Genomic DNA, 25867 nt, shown 5'->3' with positions numbered 1-25867 from the left:
GCTTGGTGCAGCTCTTCGAGCTTGTTTGCTTAAGTGCTAACTAGATTCGTTCAGTTCTTCTAACTTCATAGGTGTAGGAGCTGTCAGCTCTGCGAATACCCTACGACATTAGTAGGGTCTGAATCTGAGCCTACTCGTCGGCAGAGGTCGACTGCCGTCTCCCTCTAAGCGCCTTCCTGCGTGGTCTCAGCTCCATCCTATTCCTACTAATTGTCTCCGGGCATCCTCCGAGTCTGCCAGCTCTAGAGCTTCTTTAAAGGAAGGGCAAAAGCTAAGATTAGGTGAGGTCAAGTGCAAGACCAAGACCAAGACCAAGACCAAGACCTAGATCTAAACTTTGCTGAAGGTTGAGGGAATTAAGATCAGCTCTACGAGTAAGTTAATAAAAATGGCTTAGTAAGTACTAACTTGTAAGGGTGTTGAGGAAGTTTCAGTTTGATGGTCGCGTGAGTTTTCTAATTGAATAGTAACTTTATTGGAAATGAGATATGCTTACTTAAATGGAAAGGGTGAGTGAGTCATATGAATTTTCCTTTTGATAAGCTTAAGCGGAGTCCGGATCTTGTTGCTGTTCCGCTAATAATTGATCTGTTTTTATTCTTTGTCTTAATTTCTATTTTCTCTAGCTCTTATTCGGTAGGCTATCCATTTCAATTTGCGGTGACTATACAACCTGTTACGCCTTCACTTGTCGGTTTGTATGGAAATATAGGAGAAGCATTAGCCCAATTTGGCAACCTTATATTAATAGGAGTGTTTCTGATTTTTTCATTAGTGAGCAAGGCATTTGTAAACGCTGGTTATGTGTATTTATTAGATGAGACTGTTCGTCGTGAAGGGGCGAATCGTTCTAGTACAGCAGTTTTTGCGGAGGGAGTGAAACGGTATTTTCTCCCCATGATTGGTGTGGAAGCAGTCTTTGTGTTAATTTTGATAGGTGGGGCTATCGCCGGAGGAATGCTAGGAATTGTCGTTGTAGTGATATTTTTTGCTATCCGAATATTGCTTGTATTCTGGGAGTTTACGGTAGTGTTGGACGACGAGGATACGTTGAGCAGCGGAAAGCGTGCACGACAATATTTAAGAGAAAGTACGTCTGAGGTGCATGCAGCGATTATGCAAGTTATTGTAGTGCACCTTATATTTATAACAGCTACTTTTTGGATCCCTGCTGCGATCGATTGGATCGGTGCATTCAATTTAACCATCTTCTCTATTCCGCTTATCATCCTTGCCTATGCCGTATTTGCATCGGCATCGCAGCTTAATCTTTATGAAAAGCTGGTGAAGGTGCGGGGATGATTTGTTATGGAAAATGAACGGTATACATATAAAAAGAGCCCTGTTAAGTAGCGGCATCAGGTGTGAGCTTCTACGCTCAAAAGAAGTAATGCACAAATGTATAGAAGTAACACGGAAGTTGCTAGAACTAACGCGGAACGGTCGGGAAACAGCACGGAATTTGGTTCAAGTAACTCGCAAAAAAGAAGTAAGTTAGAAATGTGGAGAAGTAGTACGCAAAACGGAAGAAGTAGAACGGAAACTACCAGAAGTAACACGCAAAGAGAGAGAAGTAAGACACAGAAAGAACCAGCATCACTCTGCTGGTTCTTTTTGTGCCTTCTCCCACGCGTTTAACTTCTCTTGAATCAAGTCGTACGTCTTCTTTGATACCTCGGGAAGCTCGCCGAAGATGTCTTTGACGGCTTTAAAGCCGTCGTCGATTGCGCCTCGGAGGATGCCTAGCTTTTCGACGTCGCCTCCTGATAAGGCGATCGCGAAGTTGACGATGCGCTCACTTGTTGCTTCTGCGCCAAGGGGTCCGTCGTCTGCAATGGCTGCTGCAGCCTCTGCGCGAGTTTCGTCATCGACTTCGATCTTATCAAAATCGACGTTGCCATCGACAAAGTCCTGATAGCTGAGTCCCTGCTTTTCGAGCATCTTTTTCACGAGGTTTTTAAGGCTCTCAAAGTGTTGCTCCGACTGTTTGCGGAGATTGCTAATGTAATTGTCGCGCTCCTCCGGCGTCATTTCCTTCACGTTCGGCCGCGCGGACGGCACGTATTCTTCGGTCTTTGGCTTCTCGACAGGTGCTTCCTTCTTCGTGGCGTTATCCTGCGACTGTGGCTTGACTGGCTTTGCGACTGGTTGAGAAAATCGTGAAATTTCCACCATCGTCAGCTCCTCTTTTTTCTTATATATCGGCAGATCGATAGGAAGCTTTATAACAACTTCAAAGAATAGCCAAAGTAATACAAAAATGCTCCCTTTTTTCGATTGCATGTTTCCCCGATTTTCTGTACTTTTAGAAGGTAGGTGAAAAAGCACCCAACCCTAATGATGAGGTGAAGGATAGATGAGTATTTGGTTTACAGAAAAACAGACGGAAAACTTCGGCATCACGGCGAAGATTAAGCGCACATATGTAAGTGAGAAGACGGAATTCCAGCAGCTTGATATGGTCGAGACAGAGGAATTCGGTAACATGCTTCTTCTTGACGGCATGGTTATGACGACGGAGAAGGATGAGTTTGTGTATCACGAAATGGTGGCACACGTGCCACTTCATACGCATCCAAATCCTGAGCACGTGCTTGTTGTAGGTGGCGGAGATGGTGGCGTTATTCGCGAAATCTTAAAGCACCCTGAAGTGAAGACAGCAACGCTTGTCGAGATCGACGGCAAGGTTATTGAGTATTCGAAGCAGTACCTGCCATCGATTGCAGGCAAGCTTGAGGATCCACGCGTGGATGTGCAGGTGGACGACGGCTTTATGCACATTGCGAAAAGTGAGAATAAGTACGACGTGATCATGGTTGACTCCACAGAGCCAGTTGGACCTGCGGTAAACCTATTCACAAAAGGCTTTTATGAAGGCATTTCGAAGGCACTTAAAGAGGACGGCGTCTTTGTTGCACAGACGGACAACCCTTGGTTCCACCAGGATCTTATTAAGAACGCCTTCCGCGATGTTTCTCAAACATTCCCGATCACGCGTCTTTACACAGCAAACATCCCGACGTACCCAAGCGGACTATGGACGTTCACGATCGGATCAAAGAAGCACGATCCACTAGAGGTTGCAGAGGATCGCTTCCACGAGCTTGACACGAAGTACTACACAAAGGACATCCACCGCGCGGCGTTTGCACTTCCGAAGTTTGTCCAGGACTTGACGAAGGGAGAATAAGCGATGTTTTTTGATGAAGGATATTCTGGCCGCAAATTTATTATGGCCGATAAAAGCTACGACGACGCAGAAATCGTCATGTACGGCATGCCGATGGACTACACGGTAAGCTTCCGCCCAGGCTCGCGCTTTGGCCCAAATCGCATCCGCGAAGCATCGATCGGCCTTGAGGAGTACAGCGTCTACCTCGACCGTCATTTAGAGGAGCTACGCGTGCACGATGCTGGCGACATGATGCTTCCGTTTGGAAACGCGGGTCGAAGCCTTGACATGATTGAACAGCTGTTAGATCAGCTGTTTGCGGATGGCAAGTTTCCTGTCGGGTTAGGTGGAGAGCACCTCGTCACGTGGCCGGTTATTAAAGCAGCGCACAAAAAGTACAATGACCTTGCTATCATTCACATTGATGCACACGCAGACCTGCGCGAAGAGTACGAAGGAGAAGTACTTTCTCACTCCACGCCAGTACGTAAATCATGTGACCTTTTAGGTGCCGAGAACGTCTACTCATTCGGCATTCGCTCTGGCATGCGCGAGGAGTTCCAGTTTGCCAAGGAATCCGGCATGCATATGAGCAAGTTCGAGGTCGCTGAGCCACTTAAGAAAATCCTGCCGACATTAGCAGGGCGTAACGTCTACGTTACAATTGACATTGACGTACTAGATCCAGCCTATGCACCAGGTACAGGCACAGCAGAAGCAGGCGGTATTTCTTCGAAGGAGCTTTTAGAAGCAATCCATGCGATTGCAGGCTCTGACGTAAACGTTATCGGCTGTGATCTCGTCGAAGTAGCACCAGTCTACGACCATTCAGAAAAAACATCCATTGCAGCATCCAAGTTCATTCGGGAGATGATGCTAGGATTTACAGGTAAATAAGCTTTGATGAAAGGGGGTAACGCTTTAGAAGGCGTTGCCTTCTTTTTTTTGAAGCTAATTGCTGAAGTGCCAATTAGATTAGGGCATGTTACTAAAGTGCCAACTAGTTTCAGAGCAGCTCTTCGAGCTACTTTTATGAAGTGCCAACTAGTTAGATCAGCTCTTCGAGCTTTTGAATGCTCTAGTGCTAACTAGTTTAGTGAAGGTGACTTTTATTATTAGGTAAGAGCAGTCAGCTCTGCAGGCACTCTACGACATCCGTAGGGTCTGTGTCTGAGCCTCCTCAGAAGGCAGGAGTCGACTGTCGTCTCTTCCTAAGCGCCTTCCTGTGGGGTCTCATCCACAGCCTATTCCTACGGATTGTCTCCGAATGCCTTCCGAGTCTGCCTGCTTTGGAGCTTCTAATTCGGTGGGAGAGAACAAAAAGCTTGAAGAACGGAAGGTTCTCTACTCAGAAAGGCTGAATCACCTAACTCAGGTGCCTTCTTCTACTTTTGTTGTAAAGATAACGTTTAAATGTTCAGGAGTTTTTGTTTCATGATCTGCGATTTGAACAAGTAAGACTGGATTTCCAACTATAGAAATGTACTCTTCTTCCGTTTCAATGAGAAGGATGAACAAGTCGCCATTATCATAGCCATATCCTGTGACGTTCTTAATTAATCGACTTTTAGGAGAGATAGACGACGCTTGTACGTTAATTGGCCATGTAGGATTATCTGATAATTCGTAAGGAAGAGGCCCTGGCGTTTTTTGATGGTTAGATAGTAATATATGATCCCCGTCATTATTGTTTTCCCAGCCAAATTTAATAAAACCATAGTCAATTATATGCGACCAGTCATCAGATGGAAGGATCCAGTAAAGGTAGAATTGCTGATTCATTATTTGATAATGGAATTCATTAGCATCGTTGATCATGTTAAACCGATCTCCAAGAATTTGAGTTAAATCCTTTCCTTTAAGATCCATCAGTGATTGCCATTCTTTTTTCATTTGCACACCTCCAACAAATTAAGTCAATAAAGTATGTACGCTAGTGGCTCAAGTGTCTCCTTCTACTTTTGTTGTAAAGATCACTTGGTAGTATCCGTCCACTTCAAGTTCCTGTGTTGCAATACGGATTTCCATTAAGCCTGGTGCTCCTTCGATGTAGATGTACTCTTTCTCTGTTTCCAGAAGGAGGATGTACACATACTCCTCTCCCTCGGTTTCAAAGCCTAGTCCACTGACGTGCTTTACATAGTTGCTTTTAGGAAAATACGTTGATACATCTACACTGATTGGGGATGAGGTGTCATTTGTTAATCTATATGGAAGCGGATCTGGTGTTTGTTGCGTTTGAGATAACAAGATACTTTCACCAAAATCATTTTCAGACCAGTCGAATTTGATGAACCCATAATCGTGTATGGTGAGCAAGTCATCGGAGGGAGTTATCCAGCGAATAAAGAGTTGCGAGCACATTAGTTCAATAAGAAGCTCGTCCGATCGATTAAACATAATGAAACGATTCGCAAGAAGCTCCGCAAGATTTTTACCCTGAAGCTCCATTTTTCATAAACAGCCTCCTTGATAAAAAATTCACAAGTATATTAAATCAACTTATCCCTATTTTAACAGAATTATCCTATTAAAGGATTGGATAAGTGGATTTTATTAGCTTGGTTTTGATGTTTAGAAGAATTGCATACCTCGACTACATACTTCACAACAACTCCATCTATCAGCACACTCACCATCACAAAAAAACGAGGCAACGCCCTAACGCCTCGTCAACTCAAACAAAATAGAAGGTATTGTACTTTTCAAACGAACCGTAACCGAAGGCGACCCGGAGCGGCGGGCGCGAACTACCCGTGGAAAACTCCGTGAAGCGAAAATCCTTTTGACTAGGCATTGGTTTGGCTAGTCAAAATAGTTGAGCAAGCACCACCGGTAGTTGCGGCCGCCGCGCAGGGGCGCCGAAGGTGCCCGCCCTTGACCTTGCAATTAATCCCTTGATCTCCACCGTACATAACCCTCACTTTAAACCTTGAACTAAACCAACAACTGGCGTTATAATAAACAAGTTATAGACACAAAAGGATCGGGTGAATACGTAATGACAGGTCTACCAATTACGATACAAGTAAGAACAACGATTCGCGACGGCAAACGCAGCGAGCGTCACTCGATGGACGCAATCGGCGAACTATTTGTCAAAGGCGAATTTTTAATGCTCAAGTTTCAAGAGCCTCGCGAAGAGCAGGAGACCGAATCCACCAACCAAACCATCCAGCTTCGCGACGGACGCATGACCGTGCAACGAAAAGGCGCCGTCACCATGAATCAGCGCTTCGTGGAAGGTACGAAAACAGAAGGCATGTACAATAGCATTTACGGACCCATGCATATGGAAACAGACACAAAAAAAGTTTCTTATAATTGGAATGAAGACGATCAGGCAGGGGACATCACGCTAACCTACGACCTCGTCCTATCAGGATCACAAACAGGTCGCTATCATATGAAGGTAACATTCAAGGAGGAGACTAGCTAAATGAGTCAGGTAGAAGAGTTAAAAATCGGATTAAAAGAGCAGCTTGAAAAAGCCGCAGTTAAAGCAGAGCTCGCAACAGCAGAAGAAATTCCGTCCATCGTCATCGAGACACCAAAGGATAAAACACACGGGGACTTCGCAACAAACCTCGCGATGCAACTTGCGCGCGTAGCGAAAAAAGCACCACGTGCCATTGCAGAAGAAATCGCAGCAAACATTGACTACGACGCAGCATCGATCGAAAAGCTCGATATCGCAGGACCAGGCTTCATCAATTTCTTCATGAAAAAAGACTACCTGTCCGAAATAGTCAAAACAGTCCTTGAGCAGCAGGAAGACTTCGGAAGCACAAACGTAGGCGAAGGCAAAAAGGTACAAATCGAGTTTGTATCCGCGAACCCAACAGGTACACTTCACCTAGGCCACGCACGTGGAGCAGCGGTAGGGGATTCCCTTGCACACATTTTATCAAAAGCAGGCTACGACGTAGCGCGCGAATACTATATCAACGACGCCGGTAATCAGATCGACAACCTCACACTCTCGCTCGAAGCACGCTACCTGCAGGAGCTAGGCGAAGATGCCGAGATGCCAGAGGACGGCTACCATGGCCAAGATATTATCGGATTCGCCAAGGAAATCGCGAGCGAACACGGCGACCGCTATAAGAACGCTGATGTAGAGGAGCGCCGCGCCTATTTCCGCGAGTACGGCCTAAAGCGCGAGCTCGACAAACTTAAAGAGGACCTAGCCGACTTCCGCGTCAACTTCGACAACTGGTTCTCCGAGACATCGCTCTACGACAACAACAAAATCACGCCAGTGCTCGAGGAGCTTGCTACTCGTGGCGAAACGTTTGAAGAGGAAGGGGCAACTTGGTTCCGCTCCACAACTTACGGCGACGATAAGGACCGGGTTCTTGTAAAGAGTGACGGATCTTATACGTATCTTACGCCAGACATTGCCTACCATAAAGACAAGCTAAACCGCGGGTTTGGCGAGCTTATCAACGTATGGGGAGCAGACCACCACGGCTACATCCCACGTATGCGCGCTGCTATCCAAGCACTTGGCTACGATAAGGATCAGCTAACGGTACAAATTATTCAGATGGTAAACCTCTTCGAAAACGGCGAAAAGGTAAAAATGAGTAAGCGTACTGGTAAAGCCGTTACGATGCGCGAGCTTATGGAAGAAGTCGGCATCGACGCAACGCGTTACTTCTTCGCGATGCGCGCGCCAGAAACGCACTTAGACTTCGACCTTGGCTTAGCCAAGTCTCAGTCAAACGAAAACCCAGTGTACTACTCACAGTATGCGCACGCGCGTATTTGTAGCATGCTGCGCGCAGCAGAAGAAGAAGGTCTAAAACCAGATGCAAACGAAGCAGACCTATCTCTGCTAACTGCAGAAAAGGATCTCGAGCTGATGAAGAAAATCGGCGAATTCCCTGAAGCAGTAGCATCTGCAGCTAAAAACCATGCACCACACCGCATCACCAACTACGTTCACGAACTAGCAGCAGCGCTGCATAGTTTCTATAACGCAGAAAAAGTACTAACAGACGACGAAGCACTCACGAAAGCGCGCCTTGCGCTCATCGAAGCAGTCCGCATCACACTCATCAACGCCCTCGGACTCGTCGGCGTAACAGCACCAGAACGCATGTAACCAAAAAGCCCCTCCTGCCAGAGAATTGGACATAGACTAACCTAAATTAATGGGACACAATAAAACACCTTCGAAATGGTACACTTGAACAAAGTACTAATTCGGAGGTGTTTTTGCATGGGCAAAAACGTGTATTCAAATGAGGTAAAGTGGGCGGTAGTTAAAGAAAAAATGAGTGGTCAACTAACAAACAGAGAGATCATGGATAAGTATGAAGTTAAAAATGTGTCTCAAATCAAGACGTGGATGAAATGGTATCGTGAAAATCAGATTCATCGATTCGACCAGCCAATTGGAAAACAATATACGTATGGTCTTGGTCCTGAGGATTCGAGTGTAGAAGAGAAAAACGACCGGAAAATGAAGCATCTCACACAGGAGAATGAAATCCTAAAAAAGTATTTGGAGATCGAAAAGGAGCTGAAAAAGAAATCGTCCTCCAACTAGTCCAGAAATTAAGAAGGAAATATACTGTGTCAGCTATTCTATCTGTCTTAAACGTGCCTAGGTCTACCTATTACCGCTGGGCATCTGCCGAACCAGTTACATTATCTAAGGAAGAAAAGACAATGATCTACCTATGTAAGAAAACAAAGTACCGATATGGACACCGTAAAATTAAAGAGTTATTAAAACGCGACTATCATATCAAGCTACATCGTAATACGGTTCAACGGATGATGCAGAAGCATCACCTTCAATGTAGAGTGAAAAAGAAAAGAAAGTGGAAATCTCAAGGTGAGTCTGTCATTGTCGCACCACACTTATTACAGCGAGCGTTTCACGCAAGCAGACCGAATCAAAAGTGGGTAACGGATATTACGTACATTCAATATGGGGCAGACACGTTATATTTATCAACGATTATGGACTTGTTTAATAATCAAATCGTCGCTTATAAGCTGTATACACACCAGCAGATCCCTTTGGTTATGGATACTTTAACAGATGCGCTAGAAAAGAGAGGTCATCCAACAGGGGTCATGATTCATTCAGATCAAGGAAGTGTTTATTCTTCTTATGCATACCAAAACCTAATGAAAGAGAAACATTTGATCAGTAGTATGTCCCGAAGGGGAAACTGTTGGGATAACGCAGTCATTGAGTCTTTTCATTCAAACCTAAAATCAGAAGAATTCCAGTATGTAAAGTTTAATTCGTTGTCTATGGAAGCCGTAAAAGAACGGATAGATCAGTTTATGAAGTATTATAATGAAGAGCGTATCCAGGAAAAATTAGGCTACCATACACCAATAGAGTTTGGTGAAATGGCAGCCTAAGAGGGTGTTTTATTACTGTCTCATATGACTAGGTCAGTCTAACAGGAGGGGTTTTTAGTTTAGTAGCAGGCAGCTCTGCCTGAACACTCTTCTTATATACACTCATGTAAAAGTATCACACGTTAAATATCGTTACAATGCTCCTATTAGTCGCTCTCCCATTTCATTCGGTCAAAGGCGTAGCCAAGACTATAGCCGATAATTTCTTCAGCACGATTGTAAAGAAAGGAAATTGCTAAGTTACGATCATGGTCGACGTATCCGAGTAAGTGGATATCCTGTTCCTCGTCGCTATATGTATAGTAGTTCCCTCCAAAAGCCTGTTTGACTTCCTCGACTGTTGATCCAACAGCAATATATTAGCCTCCGGTAACGTAGCTTCGCTGTTTTCAAGAACGCTCACCTGTAGCACTATTTTCGTGCTCTGATCTATGCTAAGAAGAAGATCATCATTCCAATATTGATCATAATTTCTCCTTGGCGCATAGTACTCGTTATCGGGATGTAGTGTAAACGAATCGAAATCCGCCCTAAATGTCTCCTCATCAAAACGAGCCCCGACATAATTCCCCTCAATATGCTCAATCGTAAGCTCCGTAGAAGGAGCCTCCCTCATTAACTCCTCCTGCGTTTCCGTGCTACACGCAACAATCAACAGCAGGAGCGCAAATCCTATAAAGAGTTTAAAATACTGTTCTTTCACGCTTATCACCTCACTTATATGGAAAAAGTATACCATTAATCCGCCGAGTACAGTCTACTTAATCCAATAACTTCGGCCAATCCAGTAATCTAGGTTGCTAAAGTGCTTGCTATAAAGGGCAAAGAGCATTATTTGATAGCAACTGCACGTTATAACCGGCTCTTTAGCAATATAATCAGTTGCTTTACATGAAATGAGAGCACCAAACTAGAAAGAATGAACCGTGTGCGGAGTTTATGAACCGTATGGAGAAAGAATGAACCGTATTCGGAATTTATGAACCGTATGGAAAAAGAATGTACCGTATACAAAATAAATGTACCGTTCACCCAAAAAAGCACTTCAACCGAGGTGCCCCGGAGCGGCGGGCGCGTACTACCAGTGGTAGCCCTTCCGCGCAGCGAAAATCCTTTTGCACGGCCACTGGCCGGGCAAAATAGTTGAGCAAGCAACCACCGGAAGTTGCGCCCGCCGCGCAGGGGCACCGAAGGTGTCCGCCCTTGACCTTAATCCCTTGGCCCACAAAATTTTTTCAAAAACACTAGATGTACGTACCTCTTCATGATAGAATAAACAAGTCTTAACAAAACCGAATCGGCTGGAACCAAAAAACCAGCCAGAATAAGAAGGTGAAACAACATGCAAGAAGTATTATTAGCAGTGCTCGCAGGGTCAATCGTTGGATTCTTATTTGCGTGGATCAAGCTACCGATCCCAGCACCACCAGCACTTCCAGGAATCATGGGAATCTTCGGCATCTACTTCGGATTCAAATTATTCCAGTGGGTCTCAACAACATTTTTCGTCTAAGTATTGCGCATACTACCTCCATCACCTAAAGAAGGACGGATGGACATGCCATACACACATACACAGCCACATATTTATTACGAACAGGAGGGGAATGGGATTCCGCTCCTATTTGTGCATCCGCCAGGAATGGGCCACGTCACCTTCAGACACCTCCCGCCCCTCCTGCGCGACTACACCTGCATCCTCCCCGACCTACGCGGCTGCGGCAAAAGCGAGGACGGCCCCATCACCATCTCTGCGCTCGCAGACGACCTCAAACGACTACTCGACCACCTCTCTCTGGAGAAAATCATGCTATGTGGCTACTCAAACGGAGGATCTATCGTACAGGAATTTGCAATAAAGTACCCAGAGCGGACAATAGCCGCCGCGATTATAGGTGGATTTCCAGAAGTGAACACGTTCCTCTTAAAACACGAGTTTAAGCTAGGGTTGTGGGCAACAAAAAACAACCATATGACACTCCTCTCTGATGTAATCGCCGCAGCTCACGAGCTGCAGGGAGAGTACAGGGTGGAGCTGAAAAACTATATTAAAGCCGTCTCAAGCAAGACGCTTCACGCCTACTATAAAGCTGGAATCCATTACACCTCGACGAATCGCCTACACCAAGTAAGCTGTCCGTTTTTAGTGCTTTATGGGAGTAGGGACGATTACGTGCATGCCTACCGTCATATGTTTGTTTCTCAAATAAAGGGTGTGGAGATTGTCTTGGTTGATGGGGTTGGGCATCAGATTCCGACGAAAAAACCTCGTACGCTTGCATACATTCTGCGTGATTTTGGGTATAGGGCAGGGAGGTGATGGATATGAAGCATGAGGAATTGGTAAAGAGATGTGTAAAGCTTGCGGAGCGTAATGTGCGCGATGGACAGGCTCCGTTTGCGGCGATTGTGACGCGCGGCGGTGAGGTTGTGTCGGAGGCGGTCAATGATGGGAAGGCGACGTTTGATCCGACGGCTCACGGGGAGATCCGTGCGATTCAGATGGCGGGTACGAAGCTTGAGACGACGGATTTATCGGACTGTGAGCTGTACACAAACTGTGAACCGTGTCCGATGTGTCTGGCTGCGATTCACTGGAGTGGCATCAAGCAGGTTTATTATGGGCTGTCGATTGGGCAGCAGGCTGAGTTTGATGAGATGCCGCAGGAGTTATACGAAGCGTTTCGTACGGGTGAGCATTCGGTGAAGTTGCATGATTATAGTGGGAAGGTTGATGGTGCGGCGCCGTTTCGGTTGGAGGAGAGGGAATAAGGTCAAAAGATTAAGTTCAAGAGCGGTCACCTTTCGGTGCCCCTGCGCGGCGATTGCAACTACAGGTGGTGGCTAGGCGGGCTTTTCTGGCGGCCAAACCAATGGCCGTCAGAAAGGATTTTCGCTGCGCGAAAGTGCTACCACTAGTAGTACGCAATCGCCGCTGCGGGACACCTGCGGTTACGGTGAATATAAGAGCTGAACTTCTTTTTATTAAAGAGAATAGACCTTCATTTAAAGCAACTAGCTTTGCGGCAAATGGAGGTCTGTTTGCATCAATTTGGAGGTCGTATGCACCGAATCGGGGTGTGAGTGCATCAAACAAGGTTTTCGGCTATTCCCACGTAATTAACGCTACTTATTAAGCTACATACCCAAGCCGAATATCAAATGAATGAAGATCCAGCAACCTGAAAATGAATCAAAAGCCACCTACTTCAAATCAAACCCTTTCAGTAACCCAAGAAACGACAAACGCCACTATTCAAATGAATGAATAGTGGCGATATATGTCATCTAAGATGTTAATAACTAAGCTGTTAGTTATCTATTCCCTTGAACAAAAGTTTTAAACTTGTTTTACAAGAAACTTTCAACAGAAGTTGCAATCTTTTGTTTAGAGCGATCTAGAAGCGACCGATTCGCTAAATATTCCTTATTTATTGGCTCTGCATGATTATCAAAGTCATCACGGATACGAATTGTAGCATCATCAATAAACTCTTTATCTGTAATCGTGCAGTTGAGCTCATTATTTAAATAAAAGCTTCGCTGGTCGAAATTGGACGTCCCTATATCAATATAAGTGTCATCTACAATCAGCGCCTTCGAATGATAAAAGCCATTTGTAAACTGCTTTACTTCGGCGCCTTCATCAATGAGGGTCGGCAAGTAGCGGAATGCCGCGTCCTTTACTAGAGGATGATCTGGATACTTTGGTATTAAAATCTCGAGTTTTACCCCGCGCTTTAACAGTCGACGTAACTCCTCAAACATCTCGCTTCCAGGGATAAAATAAGGTGTCCCAATGAACACGCGTTTTCTAGCAGCTCGAAGTAAAAAGCTAATATGCTCGGTTACGTGTGCTCCGTCGGTCGAGTGTAGCATAATCGGCAACGAGCCCTCATCCGTCCGCGTTGCAGTCACCTCAAGCTGTTCGTTAGCAGCACCAAGCCAGTCGCGCGCAAACTGTTGCTGCAGAGGCTCCACAATACCACCCGTTACATATAGGTGATAGTCGCGCCAGTTACCAACCTCCGTGTCCCGGCCAAGATACTCATCGCCAATATTAAACCCACCTACATAGCCATGCGTATCATCAATCACCGTAACCTTGCGATGATTGCGATGATTAATGGAGGAAAATAGGAGGGGAAGGCGCGGTTTATTGACCTTAGCTACCTTCACACCACCCTTCTGAAGAGCCTTTACACCTTTTCTCGAGATAGCATAGCCACCCCAATCTACCATCAAACGAACGTCAACGCCATCATCCACACGATCTATCAGTGCTTTCATCATCTGATTCCCAATTTGATCATCACGGAAAATATAAAAGTGCATATGAATCGAGCGCTTTGCATTCGCAACCCGGTTTAACATGTGCGTAAACAGCTCGTTTCCATCCATAAAAAAGACGGCATCGCCGTGACTTGCCTCCTGAGGGGCATAAGGAGGTATTTGACGGCGTTTTAAATATCGGCCAAGCAGTAAATCGACCGTGATCCAAGTAATAATCGCAATAATAATTCGTAGCATATAGCGCCACCTCCTATAGGCAGGATTCCCTAAAAGGGAGCTGTGTAGTCATTGGTTTTTTGACTATTGAGGATAAAGTTTCTCCATTTTGGAGTTCAAGTTCAAGTGCGGCACCTCCGGCGCCCCTGCGCTCTGGTAGTGTCTTTCCTGAGGCGCTACTTCAACTATTTCGCCCGGCCATGGGGCGTGGGAAAGGATTTTCAGATACGCGAGTTCCCCTCTAGCAGACCACTCCCGCCGCTTCGGGTCGCCTGCGGTAACAGTGCAATCCTTCCTCATTTTTTGTTAAGGGCACGAGGCGTAAGGGCGTTGCCTCGTTTTTTTGGTAACACTTTTGCTTACTCGTCATTTCTCCCAACTTGCGCGTCACTTCCGGCAACTTCCTCTTCACAACGACGACGATTCACATCACTTCTAGAATCCTCGTCGATTTTGTAATTCCGTGTTTGGTTTCTCTAAAAGCCTTAATTAAGTGTCCACCCTACGCGGATCGTCCAGCCGAAAAGAACAAATTGCCAAAGTGCCAAATATCTAAAGAGGGAAAAATAGTTGAACACGATTAACGTTGCACCAACCCCTTCAATAGTTACTCCCTTCATCAAAGTCATCTTTAAGTGAAATTTACGAATAGTGGAAGTCTGTTTTCCCCATAAAAGTAGATAGTCTTCACTTTTTAAGCCATTCAACAGAATATGATTTAAAGTTGATATTGTACTCAACCTTATTAAGTTTTTGGTTTTCAACATGGAAAGTCTCGAGCTGGCAGACCCGGAGGACATTCGGAGACAATCCATGGGAGTAGGAGGTTTTGGAGATCCCACAGGAGGCGCACTTTGCCTCCGAGGAAGCTCCAAGGCCGACCCCATGGATGTCGTAGAGTGGCTATAGGGCTGACAGCTCGAAGAGCTCCTTTTAATGCTTTTATAAATTTTTCTAAAAAAATTATGAATGAATGGTCATTCATTTAACAAATCTATGATATACTATATCCACATACAGTCTTAACTGGAAGAAAGGAGCACACCCAGATGGATCCGATCATTATTAACTGGATTATGTTTATACTTGTAACCGCTTACGCTGGCTACCTATTTGCCACACTCGTTAAAACGCGCTACGAGTATATAAAGCTTGGTAAAAAAGCAGAGTTTATTCTCTCAATGAAGGAGCGCCGCGATGCAATGCTCACAATGGTTTTTGGACAGAAAAAACTATTGAAGGATAAGAAGAGTGGGATCATTCACGTCATGTTCTTCTACGGCTTCTTACTCGTGCAGTTTAGTGCGATTGACGTGATTATTAAAGGACTTGCACCAGGGAATCACCTCCCACTTGGTCCGCTATATCCGTTCTTCACCTTTTCTCAAGAACTCGTCGTACTAATGATTCTTGTCGCAGTCGTATGGGCCTTTTACCGACGATATGTCGAGAAGCTTGTGCGTCTAAAGCGTAACTTTAAAGCTGGACTCGTACTTATTTTTATCGGGGGACTGATGGTCTCCAAGCTATTTGCAAAGGGAATGGAGATCATTTGGCTTGATAAGCCGCTAACAGCGGCAGAGCCGATTGCCTCTTCAATTGCCGCAGTATTTGGACCAATTGGTGCAACAGCTGCGGGCGCTGGCTTCTTTATTTTTTGGTGGGCGCACCTACTATTCTTACTCGTCTTCCTTGTCTACATCCCGCAGTCCAAGCACGCACACTTAATTGCTGGACCAGCGAACGTCTGGATCGGGCCGACTCATAAGCGCGGTCAGCTGGAGAAAATTGATTTCGAGCAAGAGGACGTCGAGAAGTATGGGAAGAATCAAATTGAAGATTTTGACCAAAAACAGCTCATGGACCTTTACGCCTGCGTAGAGTGTGGACGCTGTACGAATATGTGTCCGGCAACTGGGACAGGTAAGATGCTTTCACCAATGGATCTCATTCTCAAAATGCGCGACCATTTAACAGAGAAAGGCGCGTCGGTTACATCCCGTAGTCCATGGCTACCAGCAGTTGCATTTAGTGGAACACGCGGTAACACGCTTGCAGCCGGCGGTGACGCAGCGGCAGCTTTAGAGATGAACCCTTACGACGTGAGTCTCATCGGCGATGTTATCACAGAAGAAGAGATTTGGGCGTGTACGACTTGTCGTAACTGTGAGGATCAGTGTCCAGTTATGAATGAACACGTTGATAAAATTATCGACATGCGTCGCTACCTCGTGCTAACGGAAGGAAAGATGAATCCAGATGCGCAACGTACGCTACAAAATATCGAAAAGCAAGGCAACCCATGGGGGATCAACCGTAAAGAGCGCGAAAACTGGCGCGACGGTCGCGATGACATTGACGTACCAACTGTGCGTGAGATGAAAAAGCGTGACGAAGAGTTCGACTATCTTTTCTTCGTTGGATCAATGGGCTCCTACGACAATCGTTCGATGAAGATTGCGCAGTCATTCGCAAAAATCATGAACGAAGCAGGCATCAAGTTTGCGATCCTTGGTAACAAGGAGAAGAACTCCGGTGATACGCCGCGTCGTATCGGAAATGAGTTCCTCTTCCAAGAGCTCGCGACTGCAAATATTCAGGAATTTGAGAAGAACGATGTGAAAAAGATCGTCACAATCGATCCGCACACGTACAACACCTTCAAAAACGAGTACCCTGATTTCGGCCTTGAAGCTGAGGTGTATCACCATACCGAGCTCATCTATGAGTGGATTCAAGAGGGGCGCATCAAGCCGACAAACGAAGTCAACGAGACAATCGTCTATCACGATTCGTGCTACCTCGGCCGCTACAATGACGTCTATGATCCTCCGCGCGAGATTCTAAAATCCGTGCCAGGCGTTACGCTCGTTGAGATGGAGAGAAACCGTGAGAACGGTATGTGCTGTGGAGCCGGAGGCGGAATGATGTGGATGGAAGAAGACACCGGTACACGCGTCAACGTTGCGCGCACCGAGCAGGCACTTGCAACCTCTTCCTCTATGATCAGCAGTGCGTGTCCATATTGCTTAACCATGTTAAGTGACGGTACAAAAGCAAAAGAAGTAGAAGAAGACGTCAAAACAATGGACATCGCCGAAATCGTCGAACGTTCCATCGTCAAAACAACAGTTGCATCATAAGTAAACCAAGTAACGCCAGGCCGATAGACGGTCTGGCGTTTTTCTGTAACTTCACCTACTCGTTCTCGACTAACAAGGAAGACATTGGTTAATTTTTCTAAGAGAGTAGGGGTATTGTGAAATATATATGTATGAGTACGATTGCGATTGTTGCGCTTGCAGGGTGTGCAAACGAGGAGGTTCTCGAGCCAATCGAGCCTGCACCCAAGGTCGAAGCGCCTACGCCAGACATTCCTTCCGTTGATCTTAGCTTTCAAGCGATCGTGACAGAGGCAAACGATACACTTCTAATCGACGCGCTAAACGGCGAATATCATCCTTCACCATCCATATCTACGTATCAATTAATTTCTGAGACTACGGGTGAAAATGTTGTGATGGAGGAGTTGGAGGTTGGTGACTATTTAGAAGTAACCTACAATGGTCGATTTGAGCAGAGTAACCCACCTGGTATTTTTGTAAGTGATGTAACGAGTATCGACGCACCAATTATCGATGGCTGGGTCAAAGAACGAGGAACGCCACTAGTGATTGGCGTATCTGAGGGATCGTTTCATCCAGAGGAAGGGGCTACCTCCTATAACCTCGATTTCTCCGAAGCGGAAGTAGACGTAACTGATTGGCAAGGACGTAACATTACAGCAGATAAAATATACGTTGGCAATCAGATACGCGTGCATTACGGGGGGAGTAGCAAATCGGAAGATATGACTACCATTAAGGCAACTCGCTTAGAAGACTTGAGAGAACCGACATTCGAAGCGAGAGTAACAACAGAATACGGAACATTAATAGAAGTGCTCGACAACCAGTTTCGCCCGGATGCAGGCACGTGGTATGGAATCATTGATCAAGATGAAGATAGTCCAGACGTGTTTGATGAAAACGATCAAGAAATAACCTTAGCTGACTTAGAAATCGCAGATGTGGTAGAAGTCACTTTTTTAGGTGGTTTTCAAGACAGTGAGCCACTAGGGCTGTTTGCTAAAGCCGTTCGGAAGTTAGATAAACCACAGTTTGAAGCGACCGTTATGGAAGTAAATGACGATGTCCTGATTAATATCGCAGAAGATGAGTATCTTCCATCCGATACTTCCACCTACGAACTAACTGGTAAAGAGCAAAATTTAGTAGTTTTAAACGAAGCACAAGAAGAAATCCATTTACTAGATCTTCAAGAGGGAGCCACCATCGAAGTCACTTATGAAGGAACCTTTAATCTTGGAACACCATCTCAAATTTTTGCGCACAAGGTGCAAGTAGTAGAGAATGAATAGCCATTTATTCACCAATTACCCCCTTTGTTAGGACTATTATCTGTGTTATCGTAGTAACCAATTACTAAACTGCGCAAAGGGGACTGTTATGAAATTTTTACAAGCATCAATATTTTCACTCGTGTTAGTAGGAATTCTGGCCGCGTGTTCTAACGAATCAGATCATTATCTTAATTCACGTGAAAATCCACAAGGTACTATCCATTTGGCGTTACAGGAGGCAGCGGAAGCAGCTAGACGTGAGCAAAATAGTGAGAGAGATTTACGAGAACAAAACCTGAATCAATTTGCAGAGTTTTATATTCCCGAAGAAGATAATCCAAGTTTTTCAATGGAGAGAATTGAAGGAGATTTTGACCTGCTTCAAGAGCTTGCCATAGATGATGGACGACAACTAGGTGGATCATTTGGCTCTTATGAGTTGTTCAAAACAGCTAATGGTAACTATATTTTATTCCACCTCACATACCCTATCGAAGGCGAATACTATATTCAAAACATTCACCACGTACCTGATGAAGTAGCGGAGTTCTTCGAAGAACTTGGATCGTAAGGAACTGTATGCAGTAAAAAGATTGATTTACTAAAAGTGAGGCAACGCCCTGTCGCCTCATGCTCTTACAAAAAAGAAGAAGGTTATGCAACTAATGAACCGTAACCGAAGGCGACCCGAAGCGGCGTTTGCGTAACTACCAGTGGTAGCCCTTTCGCGCAACGAAAATCCTTTTGCACGGCCGCTGGCCGGGCAAAATAGTTGAGTAAGCCACCACAGGTAGTAGCAAACGCCGCGCAGGGGCGCCGAAGGTGCCCGCCCTTGAACTTGACCTCAATCCCTTGACTTCCAAAGTAAAAGAACCTCCCCCAAACCCTATACATTCTCTTCCAACTATCGTACAATAAACATATCGATGTAAGCGCTTTATTAACCAAAGCCAGCACCCCTGGCTTCTTTCTTTCAAACTAAACTGAGCGAGCGTTCGGTCGCGTATGATCACCTTAGAGTCTCACCCTTGTTTCCCCCATACACGAAGCGGGCTCGACGATAAAAAGGAGCGTAATACACATGAGTAAAACGGTTATTGTTAGTGGCGCACGGACGCCAGTAGGCAGACTAGGCGGAGGCCTAGCGGGATTCACGGCAGCGGAGCTCGGAGGCAAGGCGATTAAAGAGGCACTCTCACGCGCAAAGGTAGACGCAAAGGACGTCGGGCACGTGCTCATGGGCTCGGTGCTTCAGGGCGGCCAGGGACAACTCCCTTCACGCCAAGCGATGCAGATCGCAGGTCTTCCTTGGGAAACAGAGACAGAGACGATTAACAAAGTATGTGCCTCTGGCATGCGTAGCGTGACGCTTGCGGACATTTTGATTCGCTCAGGCGAACAGGACGTCGTTGTTGCAGGTGGCATGGAATCGATGAGCCAGGCGCCGTTCTTTGTTAAAGGTGCGCGCTTCGGATTTAAGATGGGTCAGCAGGCGTTCCACGACATGATGATTCACGACGGACTCACGTGTACGTTTACGGGCGTGCACATGGGCACCTACGGCAATAGTACAGCAGACGAATTCAAACTCACGCGCGAGCGTCAGGATGAGTGGGCGTATCGTAGCCATCAGCGCGCCACCAAAGCAATCGACGCAGGCTACTTTGCAGAAGAAATCGTGCCTGTTGAAGTGCCACAGCGTAAAGGAGATCCAATTGTCGTGGAGCACGATGAGTCTCCGCGTAAGGATACGTCCGTTGAGAAGCTACAAAAGCTACGACCAGCGTTTGGCAAGGACGGCACCATCACTGCAGGGAACGCACCGGGCGTGAACGACGGTGCAGCGGCGATGCTTCTCATGTCTGACGACGAAGCGACAAAGCGCGGTCTTACGCCACTCGCGACGATCATCGGCCACACGCAGCTTGCCGTTGAGCCAGAGAATTTTCCAAAGACGCCAGGGCTCGTGATTAAGAAGCTATTAGAAAAAACAGGCAAGAATGCCGATGACGTTGACCTCTTTGAAATTAACGAAGCGTTTGCTGCGGTTTCCTTAGCAAGCGGTGAAATAGCAGGACTAGACGAAGGAAAAATCAACGTAAACGGCGGAGCAGTAGCACTCGGTCACCCAATCGGAGCCAGTGGCACACGCATCATTTTAACGCTTGCCTACGAGCTAAAGCGCCGCGGCGGGGGAATTGGTGTCGCCGCAATTTGTAGCGGTGGCGGACAGGGTGACGCAGTGATGATTGAGGTGAAGGCATAATGACAGCTATCAAACACGTGATGGTCATTGGCGCCGGTCAAATGGGCTCAGGTATTGCGCAGGTTTGTGCAACATTTGGCTACGAAGTTAGGCTCCACGACATGAAGCAGGAGTTTGTCGATAAAGGTCTTACTGGCATTCAAAAACGCCTCCAGCGTAACGTAGATAAAGAAAAAATAACAGCTGAAGAGATGGAGGCAACGCTTTCTCGTCTGCATCCTTCCACCGATATCGCGGACGCAAAGGATGCCGACATCATTATCGAAGCCGCGGTAGAAAACATGGACATTAAAGCTGGACTGTTTGCCCAGCTTGATAAATTAGCGCCAGCACACGCGATTTTAGCGACAAATACATCGAGCCTACCAATTACGGAGATCGCAGCCGTTACATCTCGTCCCGAGAAAGTGATTGGCATGCACTTTATGAATCCAGTTCCCGTCATGAAGCTCGTCGAGGTCATTCGCGGACTGCAAACGTCTGATGAGACGTTCCAGCTCGTCACCGAAATGGCCAAGGCGCTCGCAAAAACGCCAGTCGACGTCAATGACTTCCCTGGCTTTGTATCGAACCGCATCCTGATGCCGATGATCAACGAAGCCATTTACACAGTCTACGAGGGCGTTGCCTCGCCTGAGGACGTCGACGAGGTGATGAAGCTCGGCATGAATCATCCAATGGGTCCGATCACACTCGCCGATTTTATCGGTCTCGACACCTGTCTCTTTATTATGGAAACGTTGCACGAAGGCTTTGGAGACGACAAATACCGTCCATGCCCACTCTTACGTAAGTACGTCAAAGCCGGATGGCTTGGTAAGAAAACAGGGAAGGGCTTCTACGATTACAGCGAATAGAGGGTGAACAGCATGAATTTACGCTTTACAGAAGAGCAGGAAATGATGCGCAAAATGGTGCGTCAGTTTGCAGAAGAGAAGGTTGCAAAAGCCGTTGAAAGGATGGAGGAGCACGACGAGTTTCCCACAGAAATCGTCAAAGAAATGGGCGAGCTCGGTTTAATGGGGATCCCAATTCCGGAAGCCTACGGCGGTTCCGAAATGGACGTTACCTCTTACGTACTAGCAATCCACGAGCTGTCGCGAGTGAGTGCAGCAGTAGGCGTTATTTTATCCGTCCACACGTCGGTCGGCACGTACCCGATTCTTGACTTCGGTACAGAAGAGCAAAAAAAGCGCTTTATTCCAAAGCTTGCATCTGGGGAGTACCTCGGTGCATTCGCCTTAACGGAGCCCGGCTCCGGGAGTGATGCTTCGGCTTTAAAAACGAGCGCAGTGCTCGATGGGGATCACTATGTGATAAACGGATCCAAGCTGTATATCACAAACGGTGGTGCCGCAGATACGTTCATCGTTTTCGCCCGAACAGACCGAGAAGCAACTGGTAGCAAAGGGATTAGCGCCTTTATCGTCGAGCGGGATACGCCGGGACTTAGCATTCTTCCGTCTGAGAAAAAAATGGGTTCACACGGCTCCAGCACAACGCCACTTGCCTTCGAAGACTGCCTCGTGCCGAAAGAAAATCTTCTGGGAGTTGAGGGAGAGGGCTTTAAAATCGCGATGGCAAACTTAGATGCAGGACGCATTGGTATCGCGGCGCAGTCTCTCGGCATTGCGGAGGCAGCGTTAGACGCCGCAACGGCCTACGCAAAAGAGCGCAAGCAGTTTGGTAAAGCCATCGGACAGATGCAGGGAGTCGCTTTTAAGCTCGCTGACATGGCAACGAAGGTCGAAGCGGCAAAGCTATTAACCTACCAAGCAGCCGACCTAAGACAGCGCGGGCTTCCATCAGGTAAACAAGCGTCGATGGCTAAAATGTTTGCCTCAGACACGGCAATGGAGGTGGCGATCGAAGCGCTACAGGTCTTCGGTGGCTACGGCTATACGAAGGACTATCCGGTCGAACGATTCTTCCGTGACGCAAAGGTCACGCAAATATATGAAGGTACGAATGAAATTCAAAAAATCGTGATTAGTAATCACTTAGTGAAATAGGAAGGGGACAGCATCATGAATTTTGGTCTTACAGATGAGCAGGAAATGATTCGTAAAATGGTACGTGATTTCGCAAAGAAGGAGGTTGAGCCAACGGCCGCTGAGCGCGACGAAGAGGAGCGCTTTGATCGCAGTCTTTTCGATAAGATGGGTGAGCTTGGACTAACCGGCATCCCGTGGCCCGAGGAATACGGTGGTATCGGCGCAGACTACGTGAGCTACGTGATCGCCGTCGAGGAGCTCTCGCGCGTGTGTGCATCGACTGGCGTGACGCTATCCGCGCACATCTCACTCGCCGGCTGGCCGATCTACACGTTCGGTACTGATGAGCAAAAGCAAACCTTCCTTAGACCGATGGCTCTGGGTGAAAAAATGGGTGCCTATGGCCTGACAGAGCCAGGCTCCGGAAGCGACGCTGCTTCTATGAAGACGACTGCCGTAAAGGACGGCGACGACTACATTTTAAACGGATCTAAAATTTTTATCACAAACGGTGGCGAGGCAGATATTTACGTGGTCTTTGCGCTAACTGATCCAGAAGCTAAACATAAAGGCTGCACGGCTTTTATTGTGGAAAAGGATATGGTCGGATTTTCCATGGGGAAGAAGGAAAGAAAGCTCGGCATCCGTTCCTCACCAACACTTGAAATTATTATGGATAATGTCCGCGTCCCTGCGGCAAACCGCCTCGGAGACGAAGGGCAAGGCTTCAAAATCGCAATGATGACATTAGACGGTGGCCGCAACGGTATCGCAGCCCAAGCAGTCGGTATTGCCCAAGGCGCCCTCGACGCATCCGTTGATTACGCAAAGGAGCGCAAACAGTTCGGCAAGCCAATCGGTACCATGCAGGGCATCTCCTTTAAGCTTGCCGACATGGCAACAAAGGTCGAAGCTGCTCGCCTGCTCACCTATCAGGCAGCGTGGCGCGAGTCCGAGAAGCTTCCATACGGCAAAGAGTCCGCCATGTCGAAGCTATTCGCAGGCGACATCTCCATGGAAGTAACGGTAGAAGCGGTCCAAGTCTTCGGAGGCTACGGTTACACAAAAGACTACCCAGTAGAGCGCTACATGCGTGACGCAAAAATCACGCAGATTTATGAAGGCACCAACGAAGTCCAGCGTCTCGTTATCTCGAAGATGCTTCTGTCATAAGCCCGAAGGGCTTACTTATCTAAAAATGTAGAGCTCGAAGAGCGTTTGATTGTTAAGAGCCAACTAGCTTCTTGCAGCTCTTCGAGCTAAATACTTAAGAGCTAACTAGAGCAAGTTAACTCAGAGCCAACCAAATTAGAATAGCTCTTCGAGCTAGTTGCTTAAGGGCTAACTAGTTCTTGCAGTTTTAGAGCTTCGTAAGGAGTGAGAGGAGTCAGCTCTACGAACGCCCTTCGACATTAGTAGGGTCTCTGTCTGAGCTTACTCGCCCTGCAGGGCGCGGCTATCGCCTTACCCTAAACGCCTCCTGCGTGATCTCATCCAGAGCCTATTCCTACTAATTGTCTCCGGGCATTCTCCGAGTCTGCCTCCTCTTGAGCTTATATTTTGGAGGTCAAGATCGGACGCGTAGTCGGATCATATAGGGAGTAAGTAAACTAGGATGTGCTTTCAATTTCTCGGGAATAGTTCGATAACGTGATTAGTTGCTGGAGTGCTTGCTGTGAGTGCTTAGTGCCTTTCGCACTTCGTTTTAGCATTTGATAGTTGGCACTTTGGCAATTTGTTCTTTTGGAATGGATGATCCGCTTAGCGTGGACATTTTGACCTTGCTTTTGGAGAAACCAAACACGAAATGGCGAAATCGACGAGAAACCAAACACAAAACCTGACTTATCAAACACAGAATACGCTAAGTTACCAAACACACCCACAGTGTACTGGAAAAGTCTTACTTAAAAAGCGAGGCAACGAACTCTCGCCTCGTGCTCTAAAACAAAAAAGAGGAAGGTTTACACCGTCACCGCAGGCAACCCGAAGCGACGTTTGCGTACTACCAGTGGTAGCCCTTCCGCGCAGCGAAAATCCTTTCTGGCGGCCATTGGTTTGGCCGACAGAAATAGTTGAGCAAGCAACCACCGGTAGTTGCAAACAGAGCGCAGGGGCGCCGGAGGTGCCGCACTTGACCTTGAACTTAATCACTTGACCTTGACCTTAGTCTTTTGACCTACAACGTTTGAAAGGAGGACAGCAACATGGACATCCAAATTGAAAAACTCCTACAAGGTGACCACCGCACCCTTGCCAAAGCCATCTCCGCCGTCGAAAACCGCTCCGACGATCACCGTCGCATCATGAAGGACGCCTACCCGCATACCGGCGGCGCCCAAGTCATCGGCATTACAGGCTCGCCAGGAGCCGGCAAAAGCTCGCTCGTGACAGAGCTTGTGAAGGAGTGGCGCAGTGCCGGAGACACCGTCGCCATCGTTGCTGTCGATCCGACGAGTCCTTTCTCCGGCGGCGCACTGCTCGGCGACCGCATACGCATGCATGCCCACGATGGGGATCCAGGCGTGTTTATCCGCAGTATGGGGACGCGCGGAAGTCTCGGTGGGCTATCCGAGGCGTGCCAGGATACCGTGCGCCTTATGGAGGCTGCGGGTTTTGACCGCATCATCATCGAAACGGTCGGCGTGGGACAGTCGGAGCTTGATGTGATGAAGACAGCGGATACGATCGTGCTCGTGCTTTATCCGTCTGGCGGCGACATTATCCAGGCCTTTAAGGCAGGCATTATGGAGATTGCGGACCTGTTTGTGATTAATAAAGCCGATCTCCCAGGCGTCCCGCAACTGAGAGGGGAGCTTGAAGATTTAGTCCATATGACGAAGGCTGATGCCACCTGGGAGCCGCCCATCGTTGAGACCGTTGCGACGAGTGGATCTGGTAGGCAGGACGTGGTTAAACAAATAAAAAAGCATCACGAATATCTCAAGTCTTCGGGTGAAAAGCATGTAAGGCGCGCTGCGCAGCGAGAGACAGAGGTTATGCGTCGATTGTTGCAGCGTGTGGAGTTGGATGTGCAGCAGGAGATTCACCGGGCGCTTGAAGACAATAGTGAGGCGGATCCGTACGATGTTGCTGAAATGGTGTATGATCGTTTTAGACGGCAGGAGGAGTGA

Annotated in this window: 22 protein-coding genes; 17 read left to right on the top strand and 5 right to left on the bottom strand. The window is 47.1% G+C overall.

Translation table 11 applies throughout. The annotated features are described in order from the left end of the window. Nucleotides 1-522 precede the first annotated feature (522 nt). On the top strand, nucleotides 523-1302 hold the full coding sequence (locus FLK61_RS18270; protein ID WP_176010779.1) for a hypothetical protein: 780 nt from the start codon (nucleotides 523-525) through the stop codon (nucleotides 1300-1302). 294 nt (nucleotides 1303-1596) lie between these two features. Here FLK61_RS18270 and FLK61_RS18265 read toward each other — a convergent pair whose 3' ends face one another. Next, complete coding sequence (locus FLK61_RS18265; protein ID WP_176010778.1) at nucleotides 1597-2283, bottom strand: hypothetical protein; 687 nt, start codon at nucleotides 2281-2283, stop codon at nucleotides 1597-1599. 73 nt (nucleotides 2284-2356) lie between these two features. Between FLK61_RS18265 and speE the strand changes: the two genes are divergently transcribed. Then, nucleotides 2357-3190 carry a spermidine synthase gene (gene speE, locus FLK61_RS18260; RefSeq protein ID WP_176010777.1) on the top strand — a complete coding sequence of 278 codons (834 nt, stop codon included), beginning with the start codon at nucleotides 2357-2359 and terminating at the stop codon, nucleotides 3188-3190. Nucleotides 3191-3193: 3 nt separating this feature from the next. Further along, nucleotides 3194-4069 carry an agmatinase gene (speB, locus tag FLK61_RS18255; protein ID WP_176010776.1) on the top strand — a complete coding sequence of 292 codons (876 nt, stop codon included), beginning with the start codon at nucleotides 3194-3196 and terminating at the stop codon, nucleotides 4067-4069. Between the two features lie 474 nt (nucleotides 4070-4543). Here speB and FLK61_RS18250 read toward each other — a convergent pair whose 3' ends face one another. Together FLK61_RS18250 and FLK61_RS18245 are read right to left on the bottom strand one after the other, a co-directional pair. Continuing rightward, nucleotides 4544-5065: a hypothetical protein gene (locus FLK61_RS18250; protein ID WP_176010775.1), complete on the bottom strand. Its 522-nt coding sequence runs from the start codon at nucleotides 5063-5065 to the stop codon at nucleotides 4544-4546. Nucleotides 5066-5113: 48 nt separating this feature from the next. Beyond that, a complete protein-coding gene (locus FLK61_RS18245) occupies nucleotides 5114-5623 on the bottom strand; it encodes a hypothetical protein (RefSeq protein WP_176010774.1) in 510 nt (169 codons plus the stop codon). A gap of 550 nt (nucleotides 5624-6173) precedes the next feature. Here FLK61_RS18245 and FLK61_RS18240 point away from each other — a divergent pair. The 3 genes from FLK61_RS18240 to FLK61_RS18230 all read left to right on the top strand — a co-directional run bounded on the left by FLK61_RS18240 (nucleotide 6174) and on the right by FLK61_RS18230 (nucleotide 9562). Continuing rightward, the gene (locus FLK61_RS18240) at nucleotides 6174-6611 is read left to right on the top strand and encodes a YwiB family protein (RefSeq protein WP_176010773.1); all 438 of its coding nucleotides are present in this window, start codon (nucleotides 6174-6176) and stop codon (nucleotides 6609-6611) included. After that, complete coding sequence (gene argS / locus FLK61_RS18235) at nucleotides 6612-8282, top strand: arginine--tRNA ligase (RefSeq protein ID WP_176010772.1); 1671 nt, start codon at nucleotides 6612-6614, stop codon at nucleotides 8280-8282. Nucleotides 8283-8399: 117 nt separating this feature from the next. After that, nucleotides 8400-9562 (top strand): IS3 family transposase gene (locus FLK61_RS18230; RefSeq protein ID WP_176010771.1). Its coding sequence is split into 2 segments (ribosomal slippage): nucleotides 8400-8676 and nucleotides 8676-9562, totalling 1164 coding nucleotides; the frame shifts between segments, so codons are not numbered across the junction. Between the two features lie 235 nt (nucleotides 9563-9797). Here FLK61_RS18230 and FLK61_RS18225 read toward each other — a convergent pair. Beyond that, nucleotides 9798-10265 carry a hypothetical protein gene (locus FLK61_RS18225; protein ID WP_176010770.1) on the bottom strand — a complete coding sequence of 156 codons (468 nt, stop codon included), beginning with the start codon at nucleotides 10263-10265 and terminating at the stop codon, nucleotides 9798-9800. A 639-nt stretch (nucleotides 10266-10904) separates the two neighbouring features. Between FLK61_RS18225 and FLK61_RS18220 the strand changes: the two genes are divergently transcribed. From FLK61_RS18220 to FLK61_RS18210, 3 genes are read left to right on the top strand one after another with little or no spacing between them, the layout of a single operon-like run. Continuing rightward, a complete protein-coding gene (locus FLK61_RS18220; protein ID WP_176010769.1) occupies nucleotides 10905-11075 on the top strand; it encodes a XapX domain-containing protein in 171 nt (56 codons plus the stop codon). Nucleotides 11076-11120: 45 nt separating this feature from the next. Next, complete coding sequence (locus tag FLK61_RS18215; protein ID WP_176010768.1) at nucleotides 11121-11882, top strand: alpha/beta fold hydrolase; 762 nt, start codon at nucleotides 11121-11123, stop codon at nucleotides 11880-11882. Nucleotides 11883-11887: 5 nt separating this feature from the next. Continuing rightward, complete coding sequence (locus tag FLK61_RS18210) at nucleotides 11888-12334, top strand: nucleoside deaminase (protein ID WP_176010767.1); 447 nt, start codon at nucleotides 11888-11890, stop codon at nucleotides 12332-12334. A gap of 579 nt (nucleotides 12335-12913) precedes the next feature. Here FLK61_RS18210 and cls read toward each other — a convergent pair. Continuing rightward, nucleotides 12914-14092, bottom strand: a complete 1179-nt coding sequence (gene cls / locus FLK61_RS18205) for a cardiolipin synthase (protein ID WP_176010766.1) — start codon at nucleotides 14090-14092, stop codon at nucleotides 12914-12916. Between the two features lie 1028 nt (nucleotides 14093-15120). On the opposite strand from cls, the gene FLK61_RS18200 reads away from it, so the two are divergent. From FLK61_RS18200 to meaB, 8 genes are all read left to right on the top strand, one after another. Beyond that, nucleotides 15121-17214: a (Fe-S)-binding protein gene (locus FLK61_RS18200; protein WP_176010765.1), complete on the top strand. Its 2094-nt coding sequence runs from the start codon at nucleotides 15121-15123 to the stop codon at nucleotides 17212-17214. A 116-nt stretch (nucleotides 17215-17330) separates the two neighbouring features. Then, nucleotides 17331-18491 (top strand): hypothetical protein, encoded by a 1161-nt coding sequence (locus FLK61_RS18195; protein WP_176010764.1) that lies wholly within the window; start codon nucleotides 17331-17333, stop codon nucleotides 18489-18491. A gap of 88 nt (nucleotides 18492-18579) precedes the next feature. Further along, nucleotides 18580-19044 (top strand): hypothetical protein, encoded by a 465-nt coding sequence (locus FLK61_RS18190; RefSeq protein WP_176010763.1) that lies wholly within the window; start codon nucleotides 18580-18582, stop codon nucleotides 19042-19044. Nucleotides 19045-19554: 510 nt separating this feature from the next. Continuing rightward, nucleotides 19555-20739 (top strand): acetyl-CoA C-acetyltransferase, encoded by a 1185-nt coding sequence (locus FLK61_RS18185; protein ID WP_176010762.1) that lies wholly within the window; start codon nucleotides 19555-19557, stop codon nucleotides 20737-20739. Continuing rightward, nucleotides 20739-21596: a 3-hydroxybutyryl-CoA dehydrogenase gene (locus tag FLK61_RS18180; RefSeq protein ID WP_176010761.1), complete on the top strand. Its 858-nt coding sequence runs from the start codon at nucleotides 20739-20741 to the stop codon at nucleotides 21594-21596. The genes FLK61_RS18185 and FLK61_RS18180 overlap by 1 nt, the downstream gene beginning before the upstream one ends. A 12-nt stretch (nucleotides 21597-21608) precedes the next feature. After that, the gene (locus tag FLK61_RS18175; RefSeq protein ID WP_176010760.1) at nucleotides 21609-22751 is read left to right on the top strand and encodes an acyl-CoA dehydrogenase; all 1143 of its coding nucleotides are present in this window, start codon (nucleotides 21609-21611) and stop codon (nucleotides 22749-22751) included. 15 nt (nucleotides 22752-22766) lie between these two features. Continuing rightward, nucleotides 22767-23906: an acyl-CoA dehydrogenase gene (locus FLK61_RS18170; RefSeq protein ID WP_176010759.1), complete on the top strand. Its 1140-nt coding sequence runs from the start codon at nucleotides 22767-22769 to the stop codon at nucleotides 23904-23906. A 1034-nt stretch (nucleotides 23907-24940) separates the two neighbouring features. Continuing rightward, a complete protein-coding gene (gene meaB / locus FLK61_RS18165; protein ID WP_176010758.1) occupies nucleotides 24941-25867 on the top strand; it encodes a methylmalonyl Co-A mutase-associated GTPase MeaB in 927 nt (308 codons plus the stop codon).

Origin of the sequence: Paenalkalicoccus suaedae (genome assembly GCF_006965545.2) — a bacterium.
Lineage (GTDB): Bacteria > Bacillota > Bacilli > Bacillales > Salisediminibacteriaceae > Paenalkalicoccus > Paenalkalicoccus suaedae.
This window is presented reverse-complemented; position numbering and strand designations above follow the sequence as displayed.